We start from the raw sequence: 21619 nt of genomic DNA, 5'->3' as shown, positions 1-21619 counted from the left end.
TCTAGGAGGAAAAAAATGTCAGTTTATTCAACAAAAGTCACTTCGATTGGCGCAGAAGCTACGCTCTTTAAAGAAGAGAAGCTCGCGATACTATTTGGAAAAGATGCACCCGATATGCTATCAGCCTATTGTTACCATATTGAACTTCAGCCAATCCACGGAGAGATCAAAGTAGGACAACAGCTCTTCGTCGATGAGACAAGCTATCGCATCACGTCTGTCGGAAGTTTGGTCAATGATAATCTAAAAGAGCTTGGACATATCACAATTAAATTTGATGGAGCGGTAACACCTGAACTTCCAGGTACTTTATACGTCGAAGGAAAAGAAATCGTTGAGATTGGTATCAAGACTAAAATCAGTATTAAGTAAAATACAGAGCAACATATCTGTTGAAAGGATGAATAAAATGGAATTTATGTTAGATACGATCAATATTGAGAAAATTAGTTATTACCAATCGATCCTTCCGCTATCTGGAGTAACGTCGAATGCTTCAATCATCAAAAAAGAAGGAAAGATTGATTTGTTTGCTCACTTGAAAGAAATCAAGAAGCTCATTGGAAAAGCAAGTTTACATGTACAAGTAGTTGGAGAAACAACGGAGGAAATCTTAACTGATGCCCAAGTAATCATGGATCACCTTGGTAAGGATATCTTCATTAAAGTACCAGTAAACGAACCAGGACTGGCTGCCATCAAACAACTGAAAGCCAAAGGAGCATATGTCACTGCAACCGCTATCTACTCTGAAATGCAAGGATACTTAGCAATTGCCGCAGGTGCCGATTATGTGGCACCTTATTATAACCGTATGGAAAATCTGAATATCGATGCTGTTGCTATTATCAAAGCATTAGCAATGGAAATCGAACGAACGCAATCTCAGAGCAAGATCTTAGCTGCTAGTTTTAAAAATGTTGCACAAGTCAATCATGCTTGTCGCCAAGGGGCGCACAGTATTACTGCGTCACCAGATATTTTTGCACAAGTATTCGGTATGCCTTCCATTCATAAGGCAGTGACAGATTTTAGGAAAGATTGGGAAGAGACATTCGGTGTCAAAGATGTGAAAGCATTAGCAGCAACAGGGGCGATAAGTCCTACTAAATAAAAAAGAATAAAGAGTCATGGAATGGTTGATCGATCCGTTCTATGGCTCTTTTTTAAATAACGTTATATTTATTATATTCATCCATAATCAAATAGTCACCGTGTAGTTAAACCAACAATGGAATGGGAACTTCATATGTCCGTCTACATATAGTTGATATCGTAAAAAATTATTTTTTTATGACATTCAACAAATAAGCATATCTACTTTATGACTGGATGTTTACTAAAAAAATGAACGGTATATTTCATCCGTTGAAGCAAGAAAGATTATATTCTTTAATATACCGATTTGAATAAATGGAAGAGGAAATAGTTGCTTCATTGCGTCTTAGTGGTTAGACCTTTATAACTGACAACTAGTCTTTCTAAGTGATATAATTTATATAAATAGTAGATTAAAAATAACATTATGTATATTTTATAGCATGCTTTTATTAATGAAGGAGGCAGTTGATGAGGATCATAATTGTTGGAGGAAACCACGCGGGGATTGCCGCAGCACTTCGTATTCGTGAGGAATATCCAGACGATGAAGTAATCGTATTTGAAAAAAAAGATGAAATAACATTTGTCTCCCAAACAATCCCATTATTTTTGATGGGACATCAAGATATCCACTCCCAAGCAAATTATGCAACACCGCATGAAATTATTGCTCAAGGAGTGGATTTACGCATTCAAAAAGAAGTAACCAACATCGATGCGAAAAAGAAGACGTTGAATTTTAGAAATGTGTTAAGTCAACATGAGCACGAAATAACTTATGACCGATTGATCATGGCTGCGGGCTCGTATCCCAACCTTCCTCCAACTGGCGGAAAACTGAATGAGACACTTTTTCTTTTGAAAGAGCGTAAGGATGCTGAAGCAATTGAAAAATTTATATCAGAAGCCCATCATGCGGTAGTGATTGGCGCTGGACTGGTCGGTGTAGAGATTGCTCGTATCTTAGCTCAACGAAAAATGAAAGTCACTTTGATCCAATCAAATGCAAGAATCCTTGACAAATATTTGGATGAGAATGCCGCAATCGAAGTAGAGAAGCAACTAGAAGAAGAAGGTATCCAACTATTACTAGGTACTAGAGTGACAAGCTACCATACAATTGATAAAAAAATCTGGAGTCGACCTAAAATCGAAGTTGAAACTTCTTCTGATTTGACTATCCGTGCAGATGGCGTCTTTGTTTCTGTTGGCTTCCGACCAAATTCGTTCTTATTAGCTGGACAAGTCGAAACCGGTGACCGTGGAGCAATCGTCGTTGATAAGTACATGTATACAACAGATGATTCGATTTTAGCGATAGGGGATTGTTCTACGACTTATATGGACTTGACCAAAGAAAATATTTATAATCCTCATGCTTCCGATGCTTTTCGTCAAGGACTGATCGCTGCTGTCAATATCCACGAGAAAAAGCAAGAAGTAGCAATGACCACAGGGACTTATAAATTCAATATGGATGGATTTACCATTGCGAATACTGGGATTACATTGAATCAAGCAAGAAAATTCGGATATGATGCAGAAGAAGTACACTACCAGAATCGTTATCTAGAGCGTGGCGGACAGCTTGTGCATGAATCGATTGTCAAATACTCACCAATTGAAAAAGGCAGAAAGAATCATTATTCAAGTATTTATCTAGTTTATGAGAAGAAAACAAAAAAAATCTTAGGATTGCAGGTTCTAGGAACAGTTGATATTTCTCAATATGTCAATATCATCAGTTTAGCAATCCAAAAAAATGTGACCGTGCCAGAAATTGAATTTACGGATTTCTTTTATGAACATGGCTACAAGAATCCTCTAGGTTTTACAAAAATATTAGCCTCTTTAGTTAGGGAAAAAGAAAGAGAGAGTGGTCGTGATGGCAAAGAAGAGAGATCAAATGAAATTAAATAAACCAGATAAAGAGATGTCAAAAAAACAAAAGCGAATGATTGAAGCTGGCGCACTGTTGACAGTAGGTGCTGGTGCATTTATCGGTGGCGTCACGATTCCAAATCTTTCTGCCTCTGCAGACAGTTCCTCTTTGTCCGAAAAGCGACTTGTTGAAGATGAGACCATCCAAGATATTGAACATACTTCTGTGGATGAATTGAATCAATCCTTACAAAAAGGTCAAAGTAGCAGTGTGAAGACAAATACTGGCTTTGTAGCTAAGTTAATGGATCAACTACCAAGTAAAGAAAAACTTTCTTCTATGTATGAAGGAGAAGGGATCAAAGTCAGTGATAGTCATACGGCATATGATATCCAACAAATTCTAGGAATCAAAGATGCGGACGTTTATTACCAAACTTCCACTTTATCTACAAGTGATGCGCAAGTAATGAAAATGTCAAGCTATCGGCAATTGATCCAAGCAAATCCGAATGTGAAGGTAACTTCACAAGATAATTATAAAACGGTCTCTCCTCATTTATATGAATCCAAAGAAAAGGCTTATGAAGATTCTGCAAACTGGAAAGATTCAAAAGTAGTTGCAAGTACGAGAGAAAAATCCTTAAGTTTCTCATCTAAAACGAAACCTGAAAGCACCAACTTTACCGCGGATGATGGTGCAGTATTAGGAAATATGAAAATCGATACAGGCTTTTCTCTGAACGTGAAAGCAGAAAATGGTCAAGCAAAATTAACAGATGAAATCAAAAGCGATTTTGAAGATGCAATGGAGAAGAATTTTTCCATCACTTATGAAGGTAGTACCTATTATGCAGTTTATCATGATGAGTCTATTTCTACCGACCATGGTAAAAATCAAGCAGATGGTTATTTCACATTTTCTTCGTCGACACATGGATTGCCTTTAGAGATCAATGGTCATTACTTGGTCTCACCTGTTCAGTTCGGTAGTACAGTCGACAGCTTGAAAACGTCTTTATCCTTGCACGGTGTACGGAGTTTTGAGAACACAGATTCTTGGTTAAATACAGATGAATCCAATATCAATGTAAAAGTAAATTTCGTTGATCAATTAGCGGATGAAAATACAACTTACTATGAAATCCAAGCAAAAGATCAAGTGATCGAGTCATTGAAATATGAATATGTGACCGTTAGTTTAGACGAGCAAAAAGCCACTGATTCAACTACAGCATACGCAGATGAGATGTCGATGCCAACGTATAGTGGTTCTCAATCAGGTATTAGTCCTGGGGGAGCAGTTGATGGTAATCTCGCAGAAGACGCAGCTGGATTAGCAGGATGGAATCAGACAGCGACGTTTTCTGGTGGTGGATATGGCGGACACACGATTACAGCGAATTCGGCAGTAACTGTGAAAACAGGACAGGTTTCTCAGACAAACTTTTCTTCAGTTATAAGTACGGTCAATATAACAGTAGACGGTGTGTCTTATAATCAGTTTGTTGCTCAACCAATCATGGTCAATGGGGTTCAGTATGCTGGTTATTTAACTGGTGCAAACGGAAGCGGCAGTGATTTTACGATCGTTGTGAAAGATACGAACTTTAATATCTACCAAATCGGGGGAGAATTTGCTTATATTTCTTCCTCAATGACGGATATGGCTTCACCAGATGCAACAACACCGGATGCAACCAACCCACAAGTGACCCCAGGAACAACTACACCAGAAGTCGATCCAGGCACAGGTGGCGGAGAATCTACTGATCCAGGAACAACTACGCCAGAGGTAGATCCCGGCGCCGGTGGCGGAGAAACTACTGATCCAGGCACAGGCACGCCAGAAGTCGATCCAGGCACAGGTGGCGGAGAAACTACTGATCCAGGCACAGGCACGCCAGAAGTCGATCCAGGCACAGGTGGAGAAACCGATCCCGGAACGACAACACCGGAAGTAGACCCAGGCACAGGCGACGAAACCGATCCCGGAACGACAACACCGGAAGTCAATCCCGGAACGGGCGGCGAAACTGACCCAGGTACAACAACGCCGGAAGTCGATCCCGGAACAGGTGGAGGCGAGACTGATCCAGGAACAACTACGCCAGAGGTAGACCCCGGAACAGGTGGAGGCGAGACTGATCCAGGAACAACTACGCCAGAGGTAGATCCCGGAACGGGCGGCGAAACTGACCCAGGTACAACAACGCCGGAAGTAGACCCCGGCACAGGCGGCGAAACTGATCCAGGCACAGGCACACCAGAAGTCGATCCCGGAACAGGTGGCGGCAAAACTGATCCCGGAACGACAACGCCGGAAGTAGACCCCGGCACAGGCGGCGAAACTGATCCAGGAACAGGCACACCAGAAGTAGACCCCGGCACAGGTGGCGAAACTGATCCAGACACTGGAAAGCCGGAAATAGATCCAGGAACGGGCGGAGACGAGACTGATCCAGGAACAACTACGCCAGAGGTAGACCCCGGCACAGGCGGCGAAACTGATCCAGGCACCGGAACGCCGGAAGTAGATCCAGGAACGGGCGGAGGCGAGACTGGTCCCGGAACGACAACACCGGAAGTAGACCCCGGCACAGGCGTAGGCGAGACTGATCCAGGGACAACAACGCCGGAAGTAGACCCCGGCACAGGTGGCGAAATTGATCCAGGAACAGGCACACCAGAAGTAGATCCAGGTACAGGAGGGGAAACTGACCCAGGGACAACAACGCCAGAAGTTGACCCAGGAACAGGCGGGGAAACCGATCCAGGAACAGGCACGCCAGAGGTAGACCCAAGTACAGGCGGGGAAACCGATCCAGGAACAGGTACACCAGAAGTAGACCCAAGTACAGGCGGGGAAACCGATCCAGGAATAGGCACGCCAGAGGTAGACCCAAGCACAGGCGGAGAAACTGACCCAGGAACAGGCACACCAGAAGTAGATCCAGGTACAGGAGACGGCGAAACCGACCTAGGCACGACAACACCAGAGGTAAATCCAAGAACCGGTGGTGGAGGAACTGATTTAAGTAGTACCACAACAACTGAGACTACCAATACAGATAATCAAATTGTAAGAACCCAAGTACTAAGTGATAACAGCTCTAACGATGGATTATCTAGTAATAACCAAACGACTAACACACAAGGAACAAGTGACTCTGAAGATGTTTCAGGTAAGCAATTACCTAAGACTGGTTCAACTTCAGGGATTTTTGGAAAATTTGTTGGTGGAATACTTGTTGCTTTTGCGGGATTCTTTGGACTATTCAAACGTAAACGTCGTGAATTACAAAAGGATGAAGATCGTGTCGAACGTGTGATCAAAGAGGAAGATGAAGAACAAGAAAATAAAGAGGAAAATAAGGATAAAAAGTAGAAGATAAGATACAATAGAGTACTTTTACCTCGATAAGCAAGAAATCGAAGCATAAGTGCTTAGCCTCGAAAAAAAGGCACCATCCACGAAATTTGTTTTAGTGGATGGTGCCTTATTTCCAATGATGTTACTTTTGTTTCTGCTGTTTATTCGGTTTTAGGTGTGTGATAGGACTAATGTCCAGACACTTTATTTGGAAGTGGTCATTTTGATTCAACTCATTCCAACTAAAGAATGGATAAAATAAAACGATAGAAAACAATCCATGAAACCCCGAAAATAGTTTCCTATTTTTGGATTTCATGGGTTGTTTTCTAATAGCTATTAGTTACAATGCTTATCCTGCTAGATTTTTATTAGGTTGTTCATCTAGAATAGGCGAACTCTCATTCACTAAATCAATCGGCTTAATAGCTAAAAATTGAGTTTGAAATTGTAATAGTTTTTTCATGAAAAATGAAATGAGATAAATAGAGATGGCAGAGATAACCGCTTGTCTTATCCCAAGAATCACAAGGTTTAGAGCGATGATCACGGTATTTGTCAGTAAAACGCCTAGAGCATGTTCGATCCCAAAATATTTTTTGAAAATCAATGGGGGAACCGTAACCCCGCCGTTTGACGCGCCGATTTGATAAAGAATGAATATTCCAAGACTAAATAGAAAACTGCCAGCGACTAAGGCGATTGGGAAATGTTGGGTGATTACCAAAGCCGGTGTGTATGCTAAAATAATCGGAAATATCAAACTACCTATCAGAGTTTTAAAAAAAACTGCTCTTTCCAGAAAGATAAAAGCTAAACACAGCATCGCTAGATTGATTGCCCAAACAATCAATGTCCGGTCGATCAGCAAGACCATTTCTAGAAGAAAACCAATTGATCCTACGCCTGCTGAAGCAATTTGATGTGGAAGCAAAAACATATTTAGTCCCACAGTAATACTAATGATTCCAACAATAATCACAGGTAATTTCTTTATTTCTGCTTTCACACGCGTATTCCTTTCTTTTTTCACTATTTCTATAATTATAGCAAGTAGTCCAGTTAAGAAAGTAACAACTTTTTCAGACTAAACTGAAAAAAATACTCCGCGACTTTGTTGCTTATTTGTTGACTAGATAATTATTTTCTTGTAAAGAAAGTGTACGATTTTTTTTCATTTTTCGATACTCTTTTGGTGAGATTTTTTCTTTTCGCTTAAAAATAGAACTAAAATAATTTGGATCATTGTATCCCACTTCTGAGGCTATGACAGATAGTTTTGAATTGGTTTCCCGCAAAAGTCGCCTAGCCATGCTCAATCGTTGTTCAGTAAGATAGTCAATAAATGTTTGTCCTATTCCTTGAGAAAAAATCGTACTGAAATGTGAGCTGCTCAAATGGACATGATTAGCCACTTCTTTAAGAGAAAGCTCTGGTTCAAAATAGTGGTTTTCAATATACGTGATGGATTGTTCGAGTACTTCTTTATATTGATTCATGTGATTCTCAAGTACCATTTCTTTTAAAAAGTAAATCATTTGTTCAAGGTATTGGATGAAGAGAGGCCTCTCTGACAGAATGTTCGGAATTTCCTCTGTAGTGGTAAAAGAAACGACTTGATTGGTTTGGTTTTGACGTATCGTTACTAATTCATTCAACTCATTGATGATCAGATGCCTAACGAGAAGTGGATCGGCATGTTGATTGGTCTGTTTGACCAACTTCTCAACAAACGAAGAAATTTCGCTTTTTCTTAGTAAACGAATGGATTCTTTTAGATCAAAAGATTGTCCGTAATTGCCAAGCTTTTTTTCATAATCTAAATAAGAAAGAATTTTTATTTTAGGATCGATCTTCAAGTAACTGAGCAAATGAACAGCAGTCTGATAACTATGTGGAATTTCGCTGATTCGTTTCACAGGATATCCGATTGCAATAACTAAATCATCTGTTGTATGCCCTAATGTTTTGTGAGAAAGCAATGCAACCTGATTTGCTTTTTTTTGTAATAGATCTTCATTTGGATCAAAAATCAATAGTTTGATAAATCGTGAAGAAAGGGAAGAAAAAAGTATTTGTTTATCGTGATCGAATAGCTCAGCCATCTTTTCATGAAAAATATCATAATCTGAAAAAAATTTATTTGTATGATTTGCGATCAAAAGAACCATATATTTATTTCCGGCGATTTCACGTTCAAGTTTTCGACCTTCTTCAATTGCTTCTGAAAGTAGTAACTGATTATTGAACAGGGCATTCAAGTAGAAGTTTTTTTGTACTTCTAAGGAATAGCCATTTGTTTCTTTAGACTGTTTCAATAAGGAGTCAGCTTCTAGTTTTTGAATGATTTGTTCTAGGCTTTTTTGTAGTTCATTAGGTTTGATCGGTTTTAACAGATACTCGGCTACTTGAAGTTGAATCGCAGCTTTTGCATACGTAAATTCATCATATCCACTAATAAAAATGATTTGGATATCAGGCAAAAGTTTTTTTACTTCATTGGCTAATTCAATCCCATTCATAAAAGGCATACGAATATCTGTCAATAAGATATCTGGTTTCTGCTCGGCAATCATTGATAAAGCAAGTTCGCCATCGCTGGCATCTTCAATAGAGCCCAAAGGTAAAAAGGTTGAAAATTCAGTGATCATCCTCTTCAATGATTCGCGAATCAAATGTTCATCTTCTGCAATAAAAATTTTATACATTTGCTTCATTCCTATCTATATTTTTTGTAGGGACAACGACATGGATGACCGTTCCATGATCGATCCGACTAGTAATCTTGATACTTGCATCGGTTCCATAGTATAAAAGCAAGCGTTTGTTGACATTAAAGAGTCCATATCCTTTATGGAAATTAGTATCTAGACCATCTGCGAGTTCTTGGTTGATCTCCTCTAACTTGGTTTCAGTAATCCCTTTTCCGTTATCAATGATCCAAAAATGGATAAATTCTTCTTGGTCTATATACGCTTTTACGATGATTTTTCCTGGCCGACGTACCAATTTGGTTCCATGATAGACCGCATTTTCAATCAATGGTTGAAGAATCATTTTCAATATTGGATGATTATTGACTTTTGGATCAATGGTTAATTGATAAGATAATTGGTCTCCATAGCGGATTTGCAAAATCTTCAGGTAATTGTCGCAATGTCGAATTTCCTGTTCGACTGGTATCCAGTCTTTTCCTTGGCTTAATGAAATGCGGAAAAAGTCAGATAAGGAATATGTCATTTCTTTGACTTTTTCAATTTGACCCATTTCTGCCAAGACCAAAATGGCATCTAAACTATTATAAATAAAATGGGGAATGATCTGAGCTTGTAGTGTCCTGACTTCACTTTGCGCAAGATTATATTGTTTCAACGCATTTTCCTCTAACAAAATCACTAAGTTATCAGCCATATCATTCATGCTATTACTTAATTTTTTTAACTCATTATTTTGTGGAGTTTTGATCCGATGATTTAAATGTCCTTCTGCTAAAGCATCAGCCATTTTGATCATTTCATCCATAGGCTGTTGAATTTGGTACATCATTTTCGTGTTGAACTTTCTTGTCATTAGGAAAATCAGCGCGATGATAACAGCCTCGATGGTGGAGAGAATCACCAAGGAACTGCGAACTTCTTCACTTTTTACGGAAGCTGTATCGATTTCGATTTTGACAAAATCTTGTAAGATGTCATGGGCAAGTTTGACCGCAGATTCAACATGTAACATCAATGCTTGATTCTCTGCGAATGTTTCTTTTTGATGGATATTTGCAATGATTTTGTCTAAATAGTCAGAAACATTATCAAGGGAGCGCAAAACGATATTGAGTGTTGCTAATTCTTGTGAGTTTTGAGTGCTGACCTTGATTGCACTGATTTCTTCTTTGATGCGATTGATCTGGTTGCTCTTTTGGAATTCTTCAGGTGTGATCTGTCCATAAGTTAATCCAAGAGCTTCTTCGATGATCGTTTCTTCTACATTACTGGCGATTTGATTAGCAATCGAGATATTATGGATACTTTTTTCATAGGAAAAAAGATAATGTGTATAAAGTGCAATGCTAATGATCAAAGGCGTGATTGCTAAAGATAACATGAGCCAACTTGTATGTCGAAGTAGTACTTTAATGCTTTCGTTCTTTTTCATTTTTCCTCCTAATATCCCCGCGGTGGGATCGTTGAAAAATCATTTTGATCTGAGAACACCGTATCAGAAACGTAGATGTCTTGTGGAATCGCTTTCTTTTCGAAGTAGCGTTTGACTGTATTGGCTACTAGTTCACCCATAAAAGGATTGCATTCTACCACACAGTTGACCTTTCCTTTTTTTAATTGATCAATCATCTCTTTTTGTGCATCAATGCTGACAATCACAAAATTCTTTTCGAGCTTTTTTTCCTTGATCGCATCTAAGGCACCTAGTGTCATTTCATCATTGTGAGAATAAATGACATCGATTCCCTGAAGTTTTCCCTCATCAATGGCTTTTGAAAATTGTTCTTTGGCTTTTAAGCGAATATAGTCTCCGGTGATCACTTGCCTGACATGGATTCTTGGGTCGCGACCGATAGTTTCTAAAAAGCCGTCTGATCGTAAGCGAGTGGGAGATGTGTTTTCTGAACCACGTATCTCAAATACTTGGATCGATTCTTGTGTTTTTTGCTGGTAATGATTGGTGACGTAGAGGCCAGCTCGACTACCTTGTGCTTTGAAACTTGAACCAATATGGGTCAAATAGAGATCTTGTTTTTCCGTTGTGATGTTACGATCAACGATGATGACTGGGATATTCGCTTCTTTGGCTTCTTCCAAAACAGAATCCCAGCCAGTTTCTTCGATAGGAGATAACACGATCATATCGACTTGATAGGCAATAAATGTCATCACATCTTGTATCTGTTGTTTTGGATCAGAGTAACTATTTCGGTGAAGGACTTGGAAATTTTGTTTTTCCAGTGCTTCTTTGATGGACTGATTTTGAACTTTGCGCCAATTACTTTCAGTCCCAGCTTGAGAAAAACCAATAGTCAACTCATTTTTTGTAGGCTCAGTAGAGTTGAAAGCACACCCAGTCAACAACAGGCAAAAAGCTGCCAGAATAAAAAAACTTTTGTTCTTCATAATGAATCTCCCCTTTTATCTATATCATATAGCGTTTTCAAATTTCATATTAGCATGTTTGTCAATTTCGTAAGAAAATCAAGAATCGTCAAAAGAAAATGAAGAAAAATCAAAAGTTTACATAAATTTGCGAGGGAATTTATAGAAACACAGAAAAATAATCAATGAAAGCGTTTTATATTTCAACTATGATAAATTCATCAAATAAGTATTTGGAGGGACACACATGAAACGAGTTGGGAAAAATTGGTTGGTAGCAATTGTTTTTTTATTAATGTCAGTGACAGTATTTGCTGGTTGTAGCAATGGCAGTGCAGCCGGAGAAGAAAAAGGGTTCGTAGGTATTTCGATGCCAACAAAATCTGCAGAGCGTTGGATCGCAGATGGCGACAATATGGTCAAGCAACTAGAAGAAAAAGGCTACAAAACGGATTTGCAATATGGAGAAGACAAAGTAGAAAACCAAGTGGCGCAAATCGAAAATATGATCACAAAGGGAGTGGATACGTTGGTCATTGCTTCGATTGACGGTTCAGCATTGACAGATGTCTTAGAAAAAGCACATCAGGCGGATATCAAAGTCATTGCGTATGACCGTTTATTGATGAACTCTGAATATGTCGATTATTATGCAACATTTGATAATTTTGGTGTAGGTGTTTTACAAGCTTCTTATATCGAAGATAAATTAGGCTTAAAAGATGGTGCTGGCCCATTTACGATCGAATTATTTGGCGGTTCGCCTGACGATAACAACGCATTGATCAATTACAATGGTGTGATGTCGATTCTTCAACCTTATATCGACAGCAAACAATTGAACGTCTCATCAGGTCAAACGAAATTCAATCAAATCGCGACGCTTCGTTGGGATGGCTCAACTGCACAAGCACGTATGGATAACTTATTAAGTGCTAACTATACAGATGATCAACTAGATGCAGTTCTTTCTCCTTACGATCCAATTAGTTTAGGGATCATTTCTTCCTTAAAAGGAGTAGGGTATGGCTCAGCCGACAAACCACTTCCAGTTATCACAGGACAGGATGCAACGATTGCTGGAGTGAAATCCATCATTGCAGGAGAGCAAACACAAACGATCTTTAAAGATACACGGGTGCTAGCTGATAATACGGTAGAGATGATCGAAGCAATCAACAATGATAAAGAAGTGCCGGTCAATGATGAGGAAACCTACGATAACGGTGTGAAAGTCATTCCGACTTATCTAGCTAACCCAGTTTCTGTAGATAAAGAAAATTATAAACAAGAGCTGATCGATACTGAGTATTACAGTGAAAGTGATTTAGGCCAATAAGAGGGCTTTGGAACATTTGTCCTCTTGTACTCCTTAGAACCGAATAAACGGTGTTTAGAAGCTGACCTTCAATATTAAGCAAAAAAACGGGAAATATAACCAACTATTTTTCAATTTTCTTTCTTATTGCTAAGTGCAAAACGCTTCTGGCACAACCTCAATAAACAGTGTTTCAGTAGTAGCTCCTTCAAAAACAAGCGTGAGATCTCAAAATTTGAAGAACAATTTTCAGTTTTCGCGCTTATTTTTCGAAGTTGAGCGCTACTATCACACCCTCGATTAGGAAGTGAAAAAATGGCAGATTATATTTTAGAAATGAAAGAAATCATCAAAGAATTCTCTGGTGTTCGTGCGTTGAACAATGTCAATCTCCGCATCAAACGTGGAGAGATCCACGCCCTTTGTGGCGAGAATGGTGCAGGAAAATCCACGTTGATGAATGTGTTGAGCGGTTTGTATCCTTATGGCAGTTATTCAGGCGAAATCATGTATGACGGTGAGGTATGCCAATTCAAAAATCTTAGAGATAGTGAAGCGAAAGGGATCGTGATCATCCACCAAGAATTAGCCTTGAGTCCTTATCTATCCATCAAAGAAAACATTTTTTTAGGGAACGAACAAACAAAACATGGCGTGATCGACTGGAACTTGACGGAACGAAAAACAGAAAATCTACTAAAAACAGTGGGCTTGAAAATCGATCCAAATACCTTAGTTTCACAAATCGGTGTCGGGCATCAACAGTTGGTGGAAATTGCGAAGGCTTTTTCTAAAAATGTTCGATTACTCATATTAGATGAACCGACAGCAGCACTGAATGAAGAAGAAAGTGCCAATCTTTTAGCCTTGATCAAGGAGTTTCGCAATCAAGGGATCACTTCGATCATCATTTCGCATAAATTGAATGAAATCGTTGCGGTGGCGGACAGAATCACGATCTTACGAGATGGCCAAACAATTGAAACGTTAGAAAATACAGCAATCAGTGAAGAACGGATCATTAAGGGGATGGTTGGTCGTGATTTAACGAATCGTTATCCTGATCGTCATCCTGATATCGGCGAGGTTTATTTTGAAGTCAAGGATTGGACGGTCCATCATCCATTGACCACCGACCGAATCATCAATGATCATATCGATTTTTCGATTCGACGAGGAGAAATTGTTGGTATCGCCGGATTGATGGGGGCAGGACGAACTGAATTTGCCATGAGTATTTTTGGTCGATCATATGGAAGCAATCTCAGCGGTAAGATTTTTAAAGATGGAAAAGAATTAGTGATCAAAGATGTTTCTCAAGCAATTGATCATGGGTTGGCGTATGTGTCCGAAGATCGTAAGTCTGTTGGCTTGAATCTTTTGATGGACATCAGAGAAAATACGACGATTGCTAGTCTCAAAAAAATTAGTCGAAGTGGTATTTTAGATCAAGAAAAAGAAGTGATCGAAGCAGAAAACTTCCGGAAAAAAATGAGGACCAAAGCCACTAATGTGTTCCAAAACGTTGGTAGTTTAAGTGGTGGGAATCAACAAAAAGTCGTTTTAGCTAAGTGGTTGATGACAGAACCGGAAATTTTATTTCTGGACGAACCGACTCGTGGTATCGATGTCGGGGCAAAGTATGAAATCTACACGATTATCGAAGAAATGGCTGCCTTAGGAAAATGTGTCTGTATCATTTCTTCTGAACTACCTGAGATCATCGGTATGTGTGATCGGATCTATACCATGAATGAAGGGAAAATGACGGGAGAAGTGCTTAGAGAAGAGGCAAATCAGGAGTTATTGATGAACCTGATGACAAAGGAAGAGGAGGCAGTGGGCTGATGGAAAATGTCACAAAAAAAAGTCAGGAAAAAAAAGCTTGGAATGTAAAAGAAAAGATATTAGATATCTTTAGTAAATATAGTATGGTCATTATTTTGGTTGCTTTATTGATTGCTTTTCAACTAATGACCGGCGGGATCTTTTTAAGACCGCTGAATATAACGAATATCGTGTTGCAAAACAGCCATATTTTGATTTTGGCTGCGGGAATGTTGTTGGTCGTGCTTTTAGGCTACGTGGATCTATCGGTAGGTTCAGTCATGGCATTTGTTGGAGCGATGGCCGGTATGTTGATGGTCAACAACAACATCAGTCCATGGCTCGCCGTTCCTTTATGTTTATTAGTCGGTGGAGTGATCGGCGCATGGCAAGGCTTTTGGGTCGCTTATGTAGGGATTCCGGCGTTCATCGTGACACTTGCCGGTCTATTGATGTTTCGTGGTTTGACACAGGTTGTCTTAGGAGGGCAATCTTTAGCGCCTTTCCCTGGAGGTTTCCAAAAAATCTCGACGGGGTATTTACCAGATATCTTTGGTGTTCCTGGAATGCACTTATTGACGTTGATTTTAGGTATCGTGTTAGCTGTTAGTTTAGTATTTGCTCAATGGCGTGCGAGAGCGCGAAGAAAAGAAAATTTATTTGAAGTACCATCAATGAACGCATTCTTGATCAAAGCGGCATTGACGATCGTTCTTGTCTTAGGATTAAGTTATATCTTTGCTTCCTACCAAGGATTTCCAGTAATATTGATCATTTTAGGTGTGATTGTTGGGATATATGGATTTTTGACCAATCGGACAGTTGCGGGACGACAAATTTATGCCACAGGTGGTAATTTGAAAGCTGCTCAATTATCTGGGATCAAGACGAAGAAAATCACTTTTTGGGTATTTGTGAATATGGGCGTCATGGCTGCTTTAGCAGGACTGATCTTAGCCGCACGTTTAAATGCTGCTACCCCACAGGCAGGGACTTCGCTTGAATTGGATGCGATGGCTTCTGTCTATTTCGGAGGAGCTTCCACTTCTGGAGGGATTGGAACGATCACTGGAGCAATCGTCGGTGGCTTAGTCATGGGCGTGCTGAACAATGGGATGTCGATCATGGGTGTTGGAGTAGACTGGCAACAAGCGATCAAAGGCTTGATTTTGTTGCTTGCTGTCGTATTGGATATTTACAATAAAAAACGCAAAATTTCTTAAGGTGGTGAACGGATGGAAACGACAGAGGAAAAACGGATATTATTGATTTGCACCGCTGGGATCACTTCAGGTCTGCTAGTAAAAAATATCCAAAATGCAGCAAATGAAAAAGGTGTACCTCTACATGTATACTCTGCACCAGCAATCGTGGCAGAGCAGGCGATCCAAAACCAGCAGATTGACGGACTGATGATCGGTCCACAATCAGAATATGAAGTGGAACGATTAAAAGATTTTCTGACGGTGAAAGCTGTTCCTTACAAATTGATTCGTAAAGAGGATTACGAATCATTTGATGGAGAATCTGTCTTAGCAGATATCTTACAATTCTTTTGAAATCACTTGAACTAAAAGCTGAAAAAAAGCAGTTGTTCCTTACAAAGCGCTAATAAAAAGAAACTCGTAAATATTTTTTCGTGTTAACAAGCCTTTCCAAAACAAGTTGTGCTACAATGATATCAAATAATTGTTCGGACAACTTACGTCGGAGTGAAAGGATTGGCAAAGTAACCATGGATAAAACAAAATATCAAATGATCGCAGATGAGATAAAGGATAAGATCATTGACCAAATTTTCAAACTAAATGAACCGATACCACCTGAACTCCAATTACAAAAAGACTATCAAGTCAGCCGTCATACGGTAAGACAAGCGATTGGACTGTTAGTCAATGAAGGATATCTGCGTAAAGAGAAAGGCTCTGGAACATATGTCGATGACACGTATAAGAAAACATCACAAAGTAGAAAAAACCAAAAAACGATTGGAGTCATCACGACGTATTTATCGGATTATATATTCCCCTCGATCATCCGAGGAATTGAAAAAGCGTTGAGTGAACAAGGCTATTCCCTCTTACTAGCCAGTACGAATAATGATCATCAACAAGAAAAAAACTGCTTGGAAAAAATGTTGCAGTTTGGTGTAGATGGCTTAATCGTAGAGCCGACAAAAAGTAATGAATATAATCCGAACCTTGCGCTCTATGTCAGATTGAGAGAACAAGGGATCCCGATGGTCATGATCAATGCTGTCTATGAAGAATTAGCGGTCGCCTCGATTTGTGTCGACGATGTAAAAGTTGGCTTTAAAGGGACGGAGTATTTGATCCAGCAAGGACATCAGCGATTACTGTTCATCACGAAAATCGATGATTTACAAGGGAAATATCGGATGAAAGGATTTATTCAAGCGTGCGAAGCCTACGGTATCCAATTTTCGCCGGAAGATATCATTACCTACACGACTGATTCACGTGGGAAACTAGGTGAAAAAGTCCTCTTACAGCTAAAGGAATCGGCAAGCACCGGCATCATCTGTTACAACGATCAAGTTGCTAGCCAGTTGCTTGATGAGGTGATCGCAAAGGGTTATCAAGTACCGCAGCAATTGTCGATCATCGGAAATGATGATTCCTCGTTGAGTCAGATGGGCGCAGTGAAACTGACCACTTTAACTCATCCAAAAGAGCGGATGGGGAAAGATGCAGCAGAATGGATCATTCACACGATCCAAACGGGCAATCAAGGAGAAAATATCGTCTATGAACCTAGTTTGGTGATCAGAGATTCAGTAAGTGCAACAAAGAATGGCGAGTAGCTGAGGGAAAACGATAAGTGTACCAAATACGATAAAAATTTATTTAATGAACATTAGTCAATGTCTAGCAAGATTATTTGCTCTTAAAAAGGTAAAGAGGAGGAATTTACTCTCTTTGCCTTTTTTATATGATAAATGTGAATTTATCAGGAAAAAGAAAAAGGATTTATGTACGAACAAATAACTATATTTGTATTGACATGTACGTACAAAAAGTTTTATACTGTAACTATCATAAAGAGAAACTAAGGGGGCGTTTGACATCGAAGCGAAAGAAACTAGGCTGAAACGAATAGAAGCGATTTGCACAGGACAAACAGCACTAGGTATTGAGCTAGGTTCGACGAGAATCAAAGCAGTGCTGATCGATCAACACTATGAGCCGATTGCAGCTGGAAGTTACGATTGGGAAAACCAGTTAGAAAACGGTATTTGGACCTATTCACTTGACGAGGTTTGGAAGGGGTTACAATCGAGTTATCAGCAATTAGTCGATGTGGTTTCTGAAGAGTATGATACGACACTGACTACGATAGGAGCGATCGGCTTTAGCGCAATGATGCACGGTTATTTAGCATTTGATCAGCACGATGAATTGCTTGTTCCTTTTCGCACGTGGCGCAATGCCATTACCGCAGAGGCAGAAGAAAAATTGAGCAAAGCCTTTCATTATACGATTCCACAGCGTTGGAGCATTGCCCATCTATATCAAGCAATTTTAAATAAAGAAACACATCTAAAAGATCTTAGTTACTTTACAACATTAGCTGGGTATATCCATTGGCAGTTGACCGGACAAAAAGTATTAGGAGTTGGAGATGCTTCAGGAATGTTTCCGATCGATCGTCAAACGAAGGGATATGATGCACAAAAGATTGCTATTTTTGATCAATTGGCACAAGCAGAAGGTTTTATGCAACCTTTAGAAACGCTTCTTCCAGAAATTCGTTTAGCTGGTGAGGTTGCAGGGACGCTGACTGAAAAGGGAGCCAAGCTCTTAGATCTATCCGGTAACTTATCTGCAGGGATTCCTGTTTGCCCACCAGAAGGGGATGCCGGCACCGGCATGGTCGCAACGAACAGTGTGGGGCTACGCACAGGGAATGTTTCAGCTGGGACATCGGCTTTTGCAATGATCGTATTGGATAAAGAGTTAGTAAATATCCATCCAGAAATCGACCAAGTAACAACACCTGACGGAATCCCTGTTGCAATGGTGCATACAAACAATTGCTCATCAGAAATCAACGCATGGGTCAAGATTTTCAAAGAGTTCAGTGAGAGTCTTGGCGTGACGATCGATACACAGCAGATTTATGAAACCTTATTTTTGAAAGCGCTACAAGGAGAGAGTGGCTGTGGAGGATTACTCAGCTACGGGTACCACTCAGGAGAAAACATCACAAAAATGGAACAAGGAAGACCATTATTCGTGCGACAGTCGGATAGTAAGTTTGATTTAGCGAATTTTATGCGGATGCACCTTTCAAGTGCTTTTGGGGCGATGCGTCTAGGGATGGAGATTCTTAAATCCGAACAAGTCACGATCGATCGTTTAGTCGCACATGGCGGGATCTTTAAAACGCCGAAAGTTGCTCAAACGATTTTAGCTTCAGCAATGGAAGCACCTGTCACAGTCATGGAAACAGCCGGAGAAGGAGGCGCTTGGGGGATTGCCTTATTAGCTGCTTATCTCCGATCGGCAGACGGCATGACTTTGGAAGAATTTTTAGCAAAAGAGGTATTTTCAACTAGTGAAGGTCTGACGATCGAGCCTAAAGAGGCAGATTTAAAAGGTTACGAAAAATTTATTGAGCTGTATGAAAAAGGATTGCCTATCGAAGCATCCGCGATCGTATCAATGGAAGAAGGAGTGAAAGAATGTTAGAAAATCTGAAAGAATCTGTTTATCAAGCGAATTTAGCTTTACCAAAACAAGGACTGATCAAATACACATGGGGGAATGTGAGTGCATTTGATCGGGAAACGGGTTATTTTGTCATCAAGCCTAGCGGCGTGAGTTATGAGGAAATGAAAGCAGCAGATATGGTCGTTGTTGATTTGAATAATCAAGTCATCGAAGGTGAACTAAATCCATCTTCCGATACACCGACACATGCGGTTCTCTACAAACATTTCCCGGAAATTGGTGGGATTTGTCATACGCATTCGACGTGGGCAACGATCTGGGCACAAGCGGGTATCGATCTACCCGCCATGGGTACGACTCATGCAGATACTTTTTATGGGAGCGTTCCTTGTGCAAGATTTTTATCACAAGAAGAAATCGATGCTGGTTATGAACATGAAACCGGCAATGTGATCATTGAGACATTCCAAAATAGAAATATTGATATCATGGCAATTCCAGGAGTGTTGTTACATGGCCATGGACCATTTACTTGGGGGAAAGATGCTTCCCAAGCGGTGATGAATGCCGTTGTACTGGATGAAGTGGCGAAAATGAACTTATTTACTCGCCAATTGAATAGTTTTTCTGAACCATTGCCCCAACGAATATTAGATAAACATTATTTACGCAAGCATGGTAAAGATGCGTATTATGGCCAAAAAAAATAAAAAAATAGAGGAGTTACAATCATGTTAGCAATCAGTAAAAAAGAATTTTGGTTCGTCGTAGGTTCACAACATCTATACGGGGAAGAAGCGTTAGCGCAGGTCAAAAAGAATGCAGAGACGATCGTTACGGCACTAAATGATCAACAAACGTTGCCTTATCCGATCGTACTAAAAGAACTAGCAGTAACTGCTGATACGATCACCTCGATCATGAAAGAAGCGAATTACCAGGAGCAAGTAGCAGGTGTTATCACTTGGATGCATACTTTCTCCCCAGCAAAAATGTGGATTCGTGGCACGCAGTTATTACAAAAGCCTTTGTTGCATTTAGCTACGCAATTTAATGAGAGTATTCCTTGGGAAACGATCGACATGGACTTTATGAACTTGAACCAAGCAGCCCACGGGGATCGGGAATATGGTTTTATCAATGCACGACTCAATAAGAAAAATGAAATCGTGGTAGGTCATTGGCAATCCGAAGATGTGCAACGTCAGATCTCAGACTGGATGCACGTGGCTGTGGCTTATAATGAAAGCTTCTCGATCAAGGTTGCTCGGTTTGGAGACAATATGCGTAATGTGGCTGTGACCGAAGGAGACAAAGTAGAAGCACAGATCCAGTTTGGCTGGGTGGTCGACTATTATGGGATCGGCGATTTAGTCAAAGTGATCGATGAAGTCACTGATGAAGAGGTAGCGTCATTATTTGAAGAATATAAACAACTTTATGATTTTGATTATGCAGATTATGACCATGACACTTGGGAAGCACATGTCAAAGTACAAGCAAAACAAGAAATCGGGATCAGACGTTTCTTGGAAGCGGGCAATTATAATGCTTTCACAACAAACTTTGAAGATCTTTACGGTATGCAACAATTACCTGGCTTGGCAGTCCAACGGTTAATGGCAGAAGGCTACGGATTTGCCGGTGAGGGGGATTGGAAAACAGCTGCTTTGGATCGGATGTTAAAAATCATGGCACAAAACAAAGACACAGGTTTTATGGAAGATTACACGTATGAATTGACGCCAGGAAAAGAAGCAATTTTACAATCTCACATGATGGAAGTAGATCCGACATTGGCAGTCAATCGACCAAAAATCGTTGTTTCGCCATTATCGATGGGTGATCGAGAAGATCCGGCTCGTTTGGTGTTTGACGGTAAAGCAGGCGATGGTGTCGTGGTTTCCATGGCAGATTTTGGCACGCATTACAAATTGCTGATCAATGAAGTGGAAGCCTTCGAACCAAAAGAAGAAGCCCCACATTTACCAGTGGCACGCGTACTTTGGAAAGTCAAACCGAATTTCCATGAGGGAGTAGGTGCTTGGATCCGCACAGGTGGCGGACACCATACCGTTGTGTCATTGCACCTTACTACTGATCAGATCCAAACATGGGCGCGCTTGGTTGATTTAGAAGATGTCGTCATCAAATAAGTGAAATGATCAATTGAAGGACTTTGGGACTTTAGAAAAACTTACGTCAAACACTCTTTTTCAAAGAAGTAGAGCGTTATGATGTCATTTCTTAGAGATTCAAGTTAAAGTTAAATAAATACCGTAATGTTATCAGCTGATTAAGGGATAGCACATACGAGCAGTCG

General features: G+C 40.0%; 16 protein-coding genes. 12 read left to right on the top strand and 4 right to left on the bottom strand.

What is annotated here, in order from left to right; genetic code table 11:
• The first annotated feature begins 15 nt into the window (after nucleotides 1-15).
• From IGJ99_RS09275 to IGJ99_RS09260, 4 genes are all read left to right on the top strand, one after another.
• Nucleotides 16-372, top strand: coding sequence for a PTS glucitol/sorbitol transporter subunit IIA (locus IGJ99_RS09275; RefSeq protein WP_438770783.1), 357 nt, complete (start codon nucleotides 16-18; stop codon nucleotides 370-372).
• A 37-nt stretch (nucleotides 373-409) separates the two neighbouring features.
• Nucleotides 410-1114 (top strand): fructose-6-phosphate aldolase, encoded by a 705-nt coding sequence (locus IGJ99_RS09270; RefSeq protein ID WP_153830221.1) that lies wholly within the window; start codon nucleotides 410-412, stop codon nucleotides 1112-1114.
• A 455-nt stretch (nucleotides 1115-1569) separates the two neighbouring features.
• The gene (locus tag IGJ99_RS09265; protein WP_023519961.1) at nucleotides 1570-3021 is read left to right on the top strand and encodes an FAD-dependent oxidoreductase; all 1452 of its coding nucleotides are present in this window, start codon (nucleotides 1570-1572) and stop codon (nucleotides 3019-3021) included.
• On the top strand, nucleotides 3008-6370 hold the full coding sequence (locus IGJ99_RS09260) for an LPXTG cell wall anchor domain-containing protein (RefSeq protein ID WP_438770782.1): 3363 nt from the start codon (nucleotides 3008-3010) through the stop codon (nucleotides 6368-6370). Before IGJ99_RS09265 ends, IGJ99_RS09260 begins: the two co-directional genes overlap by 14 nt.
• 337 nt (nucleotides 6371-6707) lie before the next feature.
• Here the strand turns inward: IGJ99_RS09260 and IGJ99_RS09255 are convergent, their stop codons facing one another.
• From IGJ99_RS09255 to IGJ99_RS09240, 4 genes are all read right to left on the bottom strand, one after another.
• Nucleotides 6708-7364, bottom strand: coding sequence for a YitT family protein (locus IGJ99_RS09255; protein WP_438770781.1), 657 nt, complete (start codon nucleotides 7362-7364; stop codon nucleotides 6708-6710).
• A gap of 112 nt (nucleotides 7365-7476) precedes the next feature.
• Entirely contained in the window at nucleotides 7477-9063 is a 1587-nt protein-coding gene (locus IGJ99_RS09250) for a response regulator (RefSeq protein WP_438770780.1), read from the bottom strand.
• Nucleotides 9056-10504 carry a sensor histidine kinase gene (locus IGJ99_RS09245; RefSeq protein ID WP_023519958.1) on the bottom strand — a complete coding sequence of 483 codons (1449 nt, stop codon included), beginning with the start codon at nucleotides 10502-10504 and terminating at the stop codon, nucleotides 9056-9058. Before IGJ99_RS09245 ends, IGJ99_RS09250 begins: the two co-directional genes overlap by 8 nt.
• Nucleotides 10505-10512: 8 nt before the next feature.
• Nucleotides 10513-11478: an ABC transporter substrate-binding protein gene (locus IGJ99_RS09240; protein ID WP_023519957.1), complete on the bottom strand. Its 966-nt coding sequence runs from the start codon at nucleotides 11476-11478 to the stop codon at nucleotides 10513-10515.
• Nucleotides 11479-11752: 274 nt separating this feature from the next.
• Here IGJ99_RS09240 and chvE point away from each other — a divergent pair, with 274 nt between their 5' ends.
• The 8 genes from chvE (at nucleotide 11753) to araA (ending at nucleotide 21452) form a co-directional block, all read left to right on the top strand.
• The gene (gene chvE / locus IGJ99_RS09235; protein ID WP_375152675.1) at nucleotides 11753-12796 is read left to right on the top strand and encodes a multiple monosaccharide ABC transporter substrate-binding protein; all 1044 of its coding nucleotides are present in this window, start codon (nucleotides 11753-11755) and stop codon (nucleotides 12794-12796) included.
• A gap of 294 nt (nucleotides 12797-13090) precedes the next feature.
• Nucleotides 13091-14623 (top strand): multiple monosaccharide ABC transporter ATP-binding protein, encoded by a 1533-nt coding sequence (gene mmsA / locus IGJ99_RS09230; RefSeq protein ID WP_010735032.1) that lies wholly within the window; start codon nucleotides 13091-13093, stop codon nucleotides 14621-14623.
• Nucleotides 14623-15825: a multiple monosaccharide ABC transporter permease gene (gene mmsB / locus IGJ99_RS09225; RefSeq protein WP_375152388.1), complete on the top strand. Its 1203-nt coding sequence runs from the start codon at nucleotides 14623-14625 to the stop codon at nucleotides 15823-15825. The genes mmsA and mmsB overlap by 1 nt, the downstream gene beginning before the upstream one ends.
• Nucleotides 15826-15837: 12 nt before the next feature.
• Nucleotides 15838-16161, top strand: a complete 324-nt coding sequence (locus tag IGJ99_RS09220; RefSeq protein WP_010735034.1) for a hypothetical protein — start codon at nucleotides 15838-15840, stop codon at nucleotides 16159-16161.
• Nucleotides 16162-16337: 176 nt separating this feature from the next.
• A complete protein-coding gene (locus tag IGJ99_RS09215) occupies nucleotides 16338-17426 on the top strand; it encodes a GntR family transcriptional regulator (RefSeq protein ID WP_023519954.1) in 1089 nt (362 codons plus the stop codon).
• 262 nt (nucleotides 17427-17688) lie between these two features.
• Nucleotides 17689-19314, top strand: coding sequence for a xylulokinase (locus IGJ99_RS09210; protein WP_438770921.1), 1626 nt, complete (start codon nucleotides 17689-17691; stop codon nucleotides 19312-19314).
• The gene (locus IGJ99_RS09205; RefSeq protein WP_438770779.1) at nucleotides 19308-20006 is read left to right on the top strand and encodes an L-ribulose-5-phosphate 4-epimerase; all 699 of its coding nucleotides are present in this window, start codon (nucleotides 19308-19310) and stop codon (nucleotides 20004-20006) included. Before IGJ99_RS09210 ends, IGJ99_RS09205 begins: the two co-directional genes overlap by 7 nt.
• Nucleotides 20007-20027: 21 nt before the next feature.
• The gene (araA, locus tag IGJ99_RS09200; RefSeq protein ID WP_438770778.1) at nucleotides 20028-21452 is read left to right on the top strand and encodes an L-arabinose isomerase; all 1425 of its coding nucleotides are present in this window, start codon (nucleotides 20028-20030) and stop codon (nucleotides 21450-21452) included.
• The last annotated feature ends 167 nt before the right edge of the window (nucleotides 21453-21619 follow it).

It is taken from the genome of Enterococcus sp. AZ095b (genome assembly GCF_051714725.1).
GTDB lineage: Bacteria > Bacillota > Bacilli > Lactobacillales > Enterococcaceae > Enterococcus_B > Enterococcus_B pernyi.
Note: the sequence above shows the minus strand (reverse complement) of the source record. Positions and strands in the feature narration are given on the sequence as shown.

Coding starts and splice junctions, on each gene's coding strand:
- IGJ99_RS09265 (WP_023519961.1), top strand. CDS start 1,570: ATGAGGATCATAATTGTTGGAGGAAACCACGCGGGGATTGCCGCAGCA.
- IGJ99_RS09215 (WP_023519954.1), top strand. CDS start 16,338: ATGGATAAAACAAAATATCAAATGATCGCAGATGAGATAAAGGATAAG.
- IGJ99_RS09260 (WP_438770782.1), top strand. CDS start 3,008: ATGAAATTAAATAAACCAGATAAAGAGATGTCAAAAAAACAAAAGCGA.
- araA (WP_438770778.1), top strand. CDS start 20,028: ATGTTAGCAATCAGTAAAAAAGAATTTTGGTTCGTCGTAGGTTCACAA.
- IGJ99_RS09240 (WP_023519957.1), bottom strand. CDS start 11,478: ATGAAGAACAAAAGTTTTTTTATTCTGGCAGCTTTTTGCCTGTTGTTG.
- IGJ99_RS09205 (WP_438770779.1), top strand. CDS start 19,308: ATGTTAGAAAATCTGAAAGAATCTGTTTATCAAGCGAATTTAGCTTTA.
- IGJ99_RS09245 (WP_023519958.1), bottom strand. CDS start 10,504: ATGAAAAAGAACGAAAGCATTAAAGTACTACTTCGACATACAAGTTGG.
- IGJ99_RS09275 (WP_438770783.1), top strand. CDS start 16: ATGTCAGTTTATTCAACAAAAGTCACTTCGATTGGCGCAGAAGCTACG.
- mmsB (WP_375152388.1), top strand. CDS start 14,623: ATGGAAAATGTCACAAAAAAAAGTCAGGAAAAAAAAGCTTGGAATGTA.
- IGJ99_RS09270 (WP_153830221.1), top strand. CDS start 410: ATGGAATTTATGTTAGATACGATCAATATTGAGAAAATTAGTTATTAC.
- IGJ99_RS09220 (WP_010735034.1), top strand. CDS start 15,838: ATGGAAACGACAGAGGAAAAACGGATATTATTGATTTGCACCGCTGGG.
- IGJ99_RS09250 (WP_438770780.1), bottom strand. CDS start 9,063: ATGTATAAAATTTTTATTGCAGAAGATGAACATTTGATTCGCGAATCA.
- chvE (WP_375152675.1), top strand. CDS start 11,753: ATGTCAGTGACAGTATTTGCTGGTTGTAGCAATGGCAGTGCAGCCGGA.
- mmsA (WP_010735032.1), top strand. CDS start 13,091: ATGGCAGATTATATTTTAGAAATGAAAGAAATCATCAAAGAATTCTCT.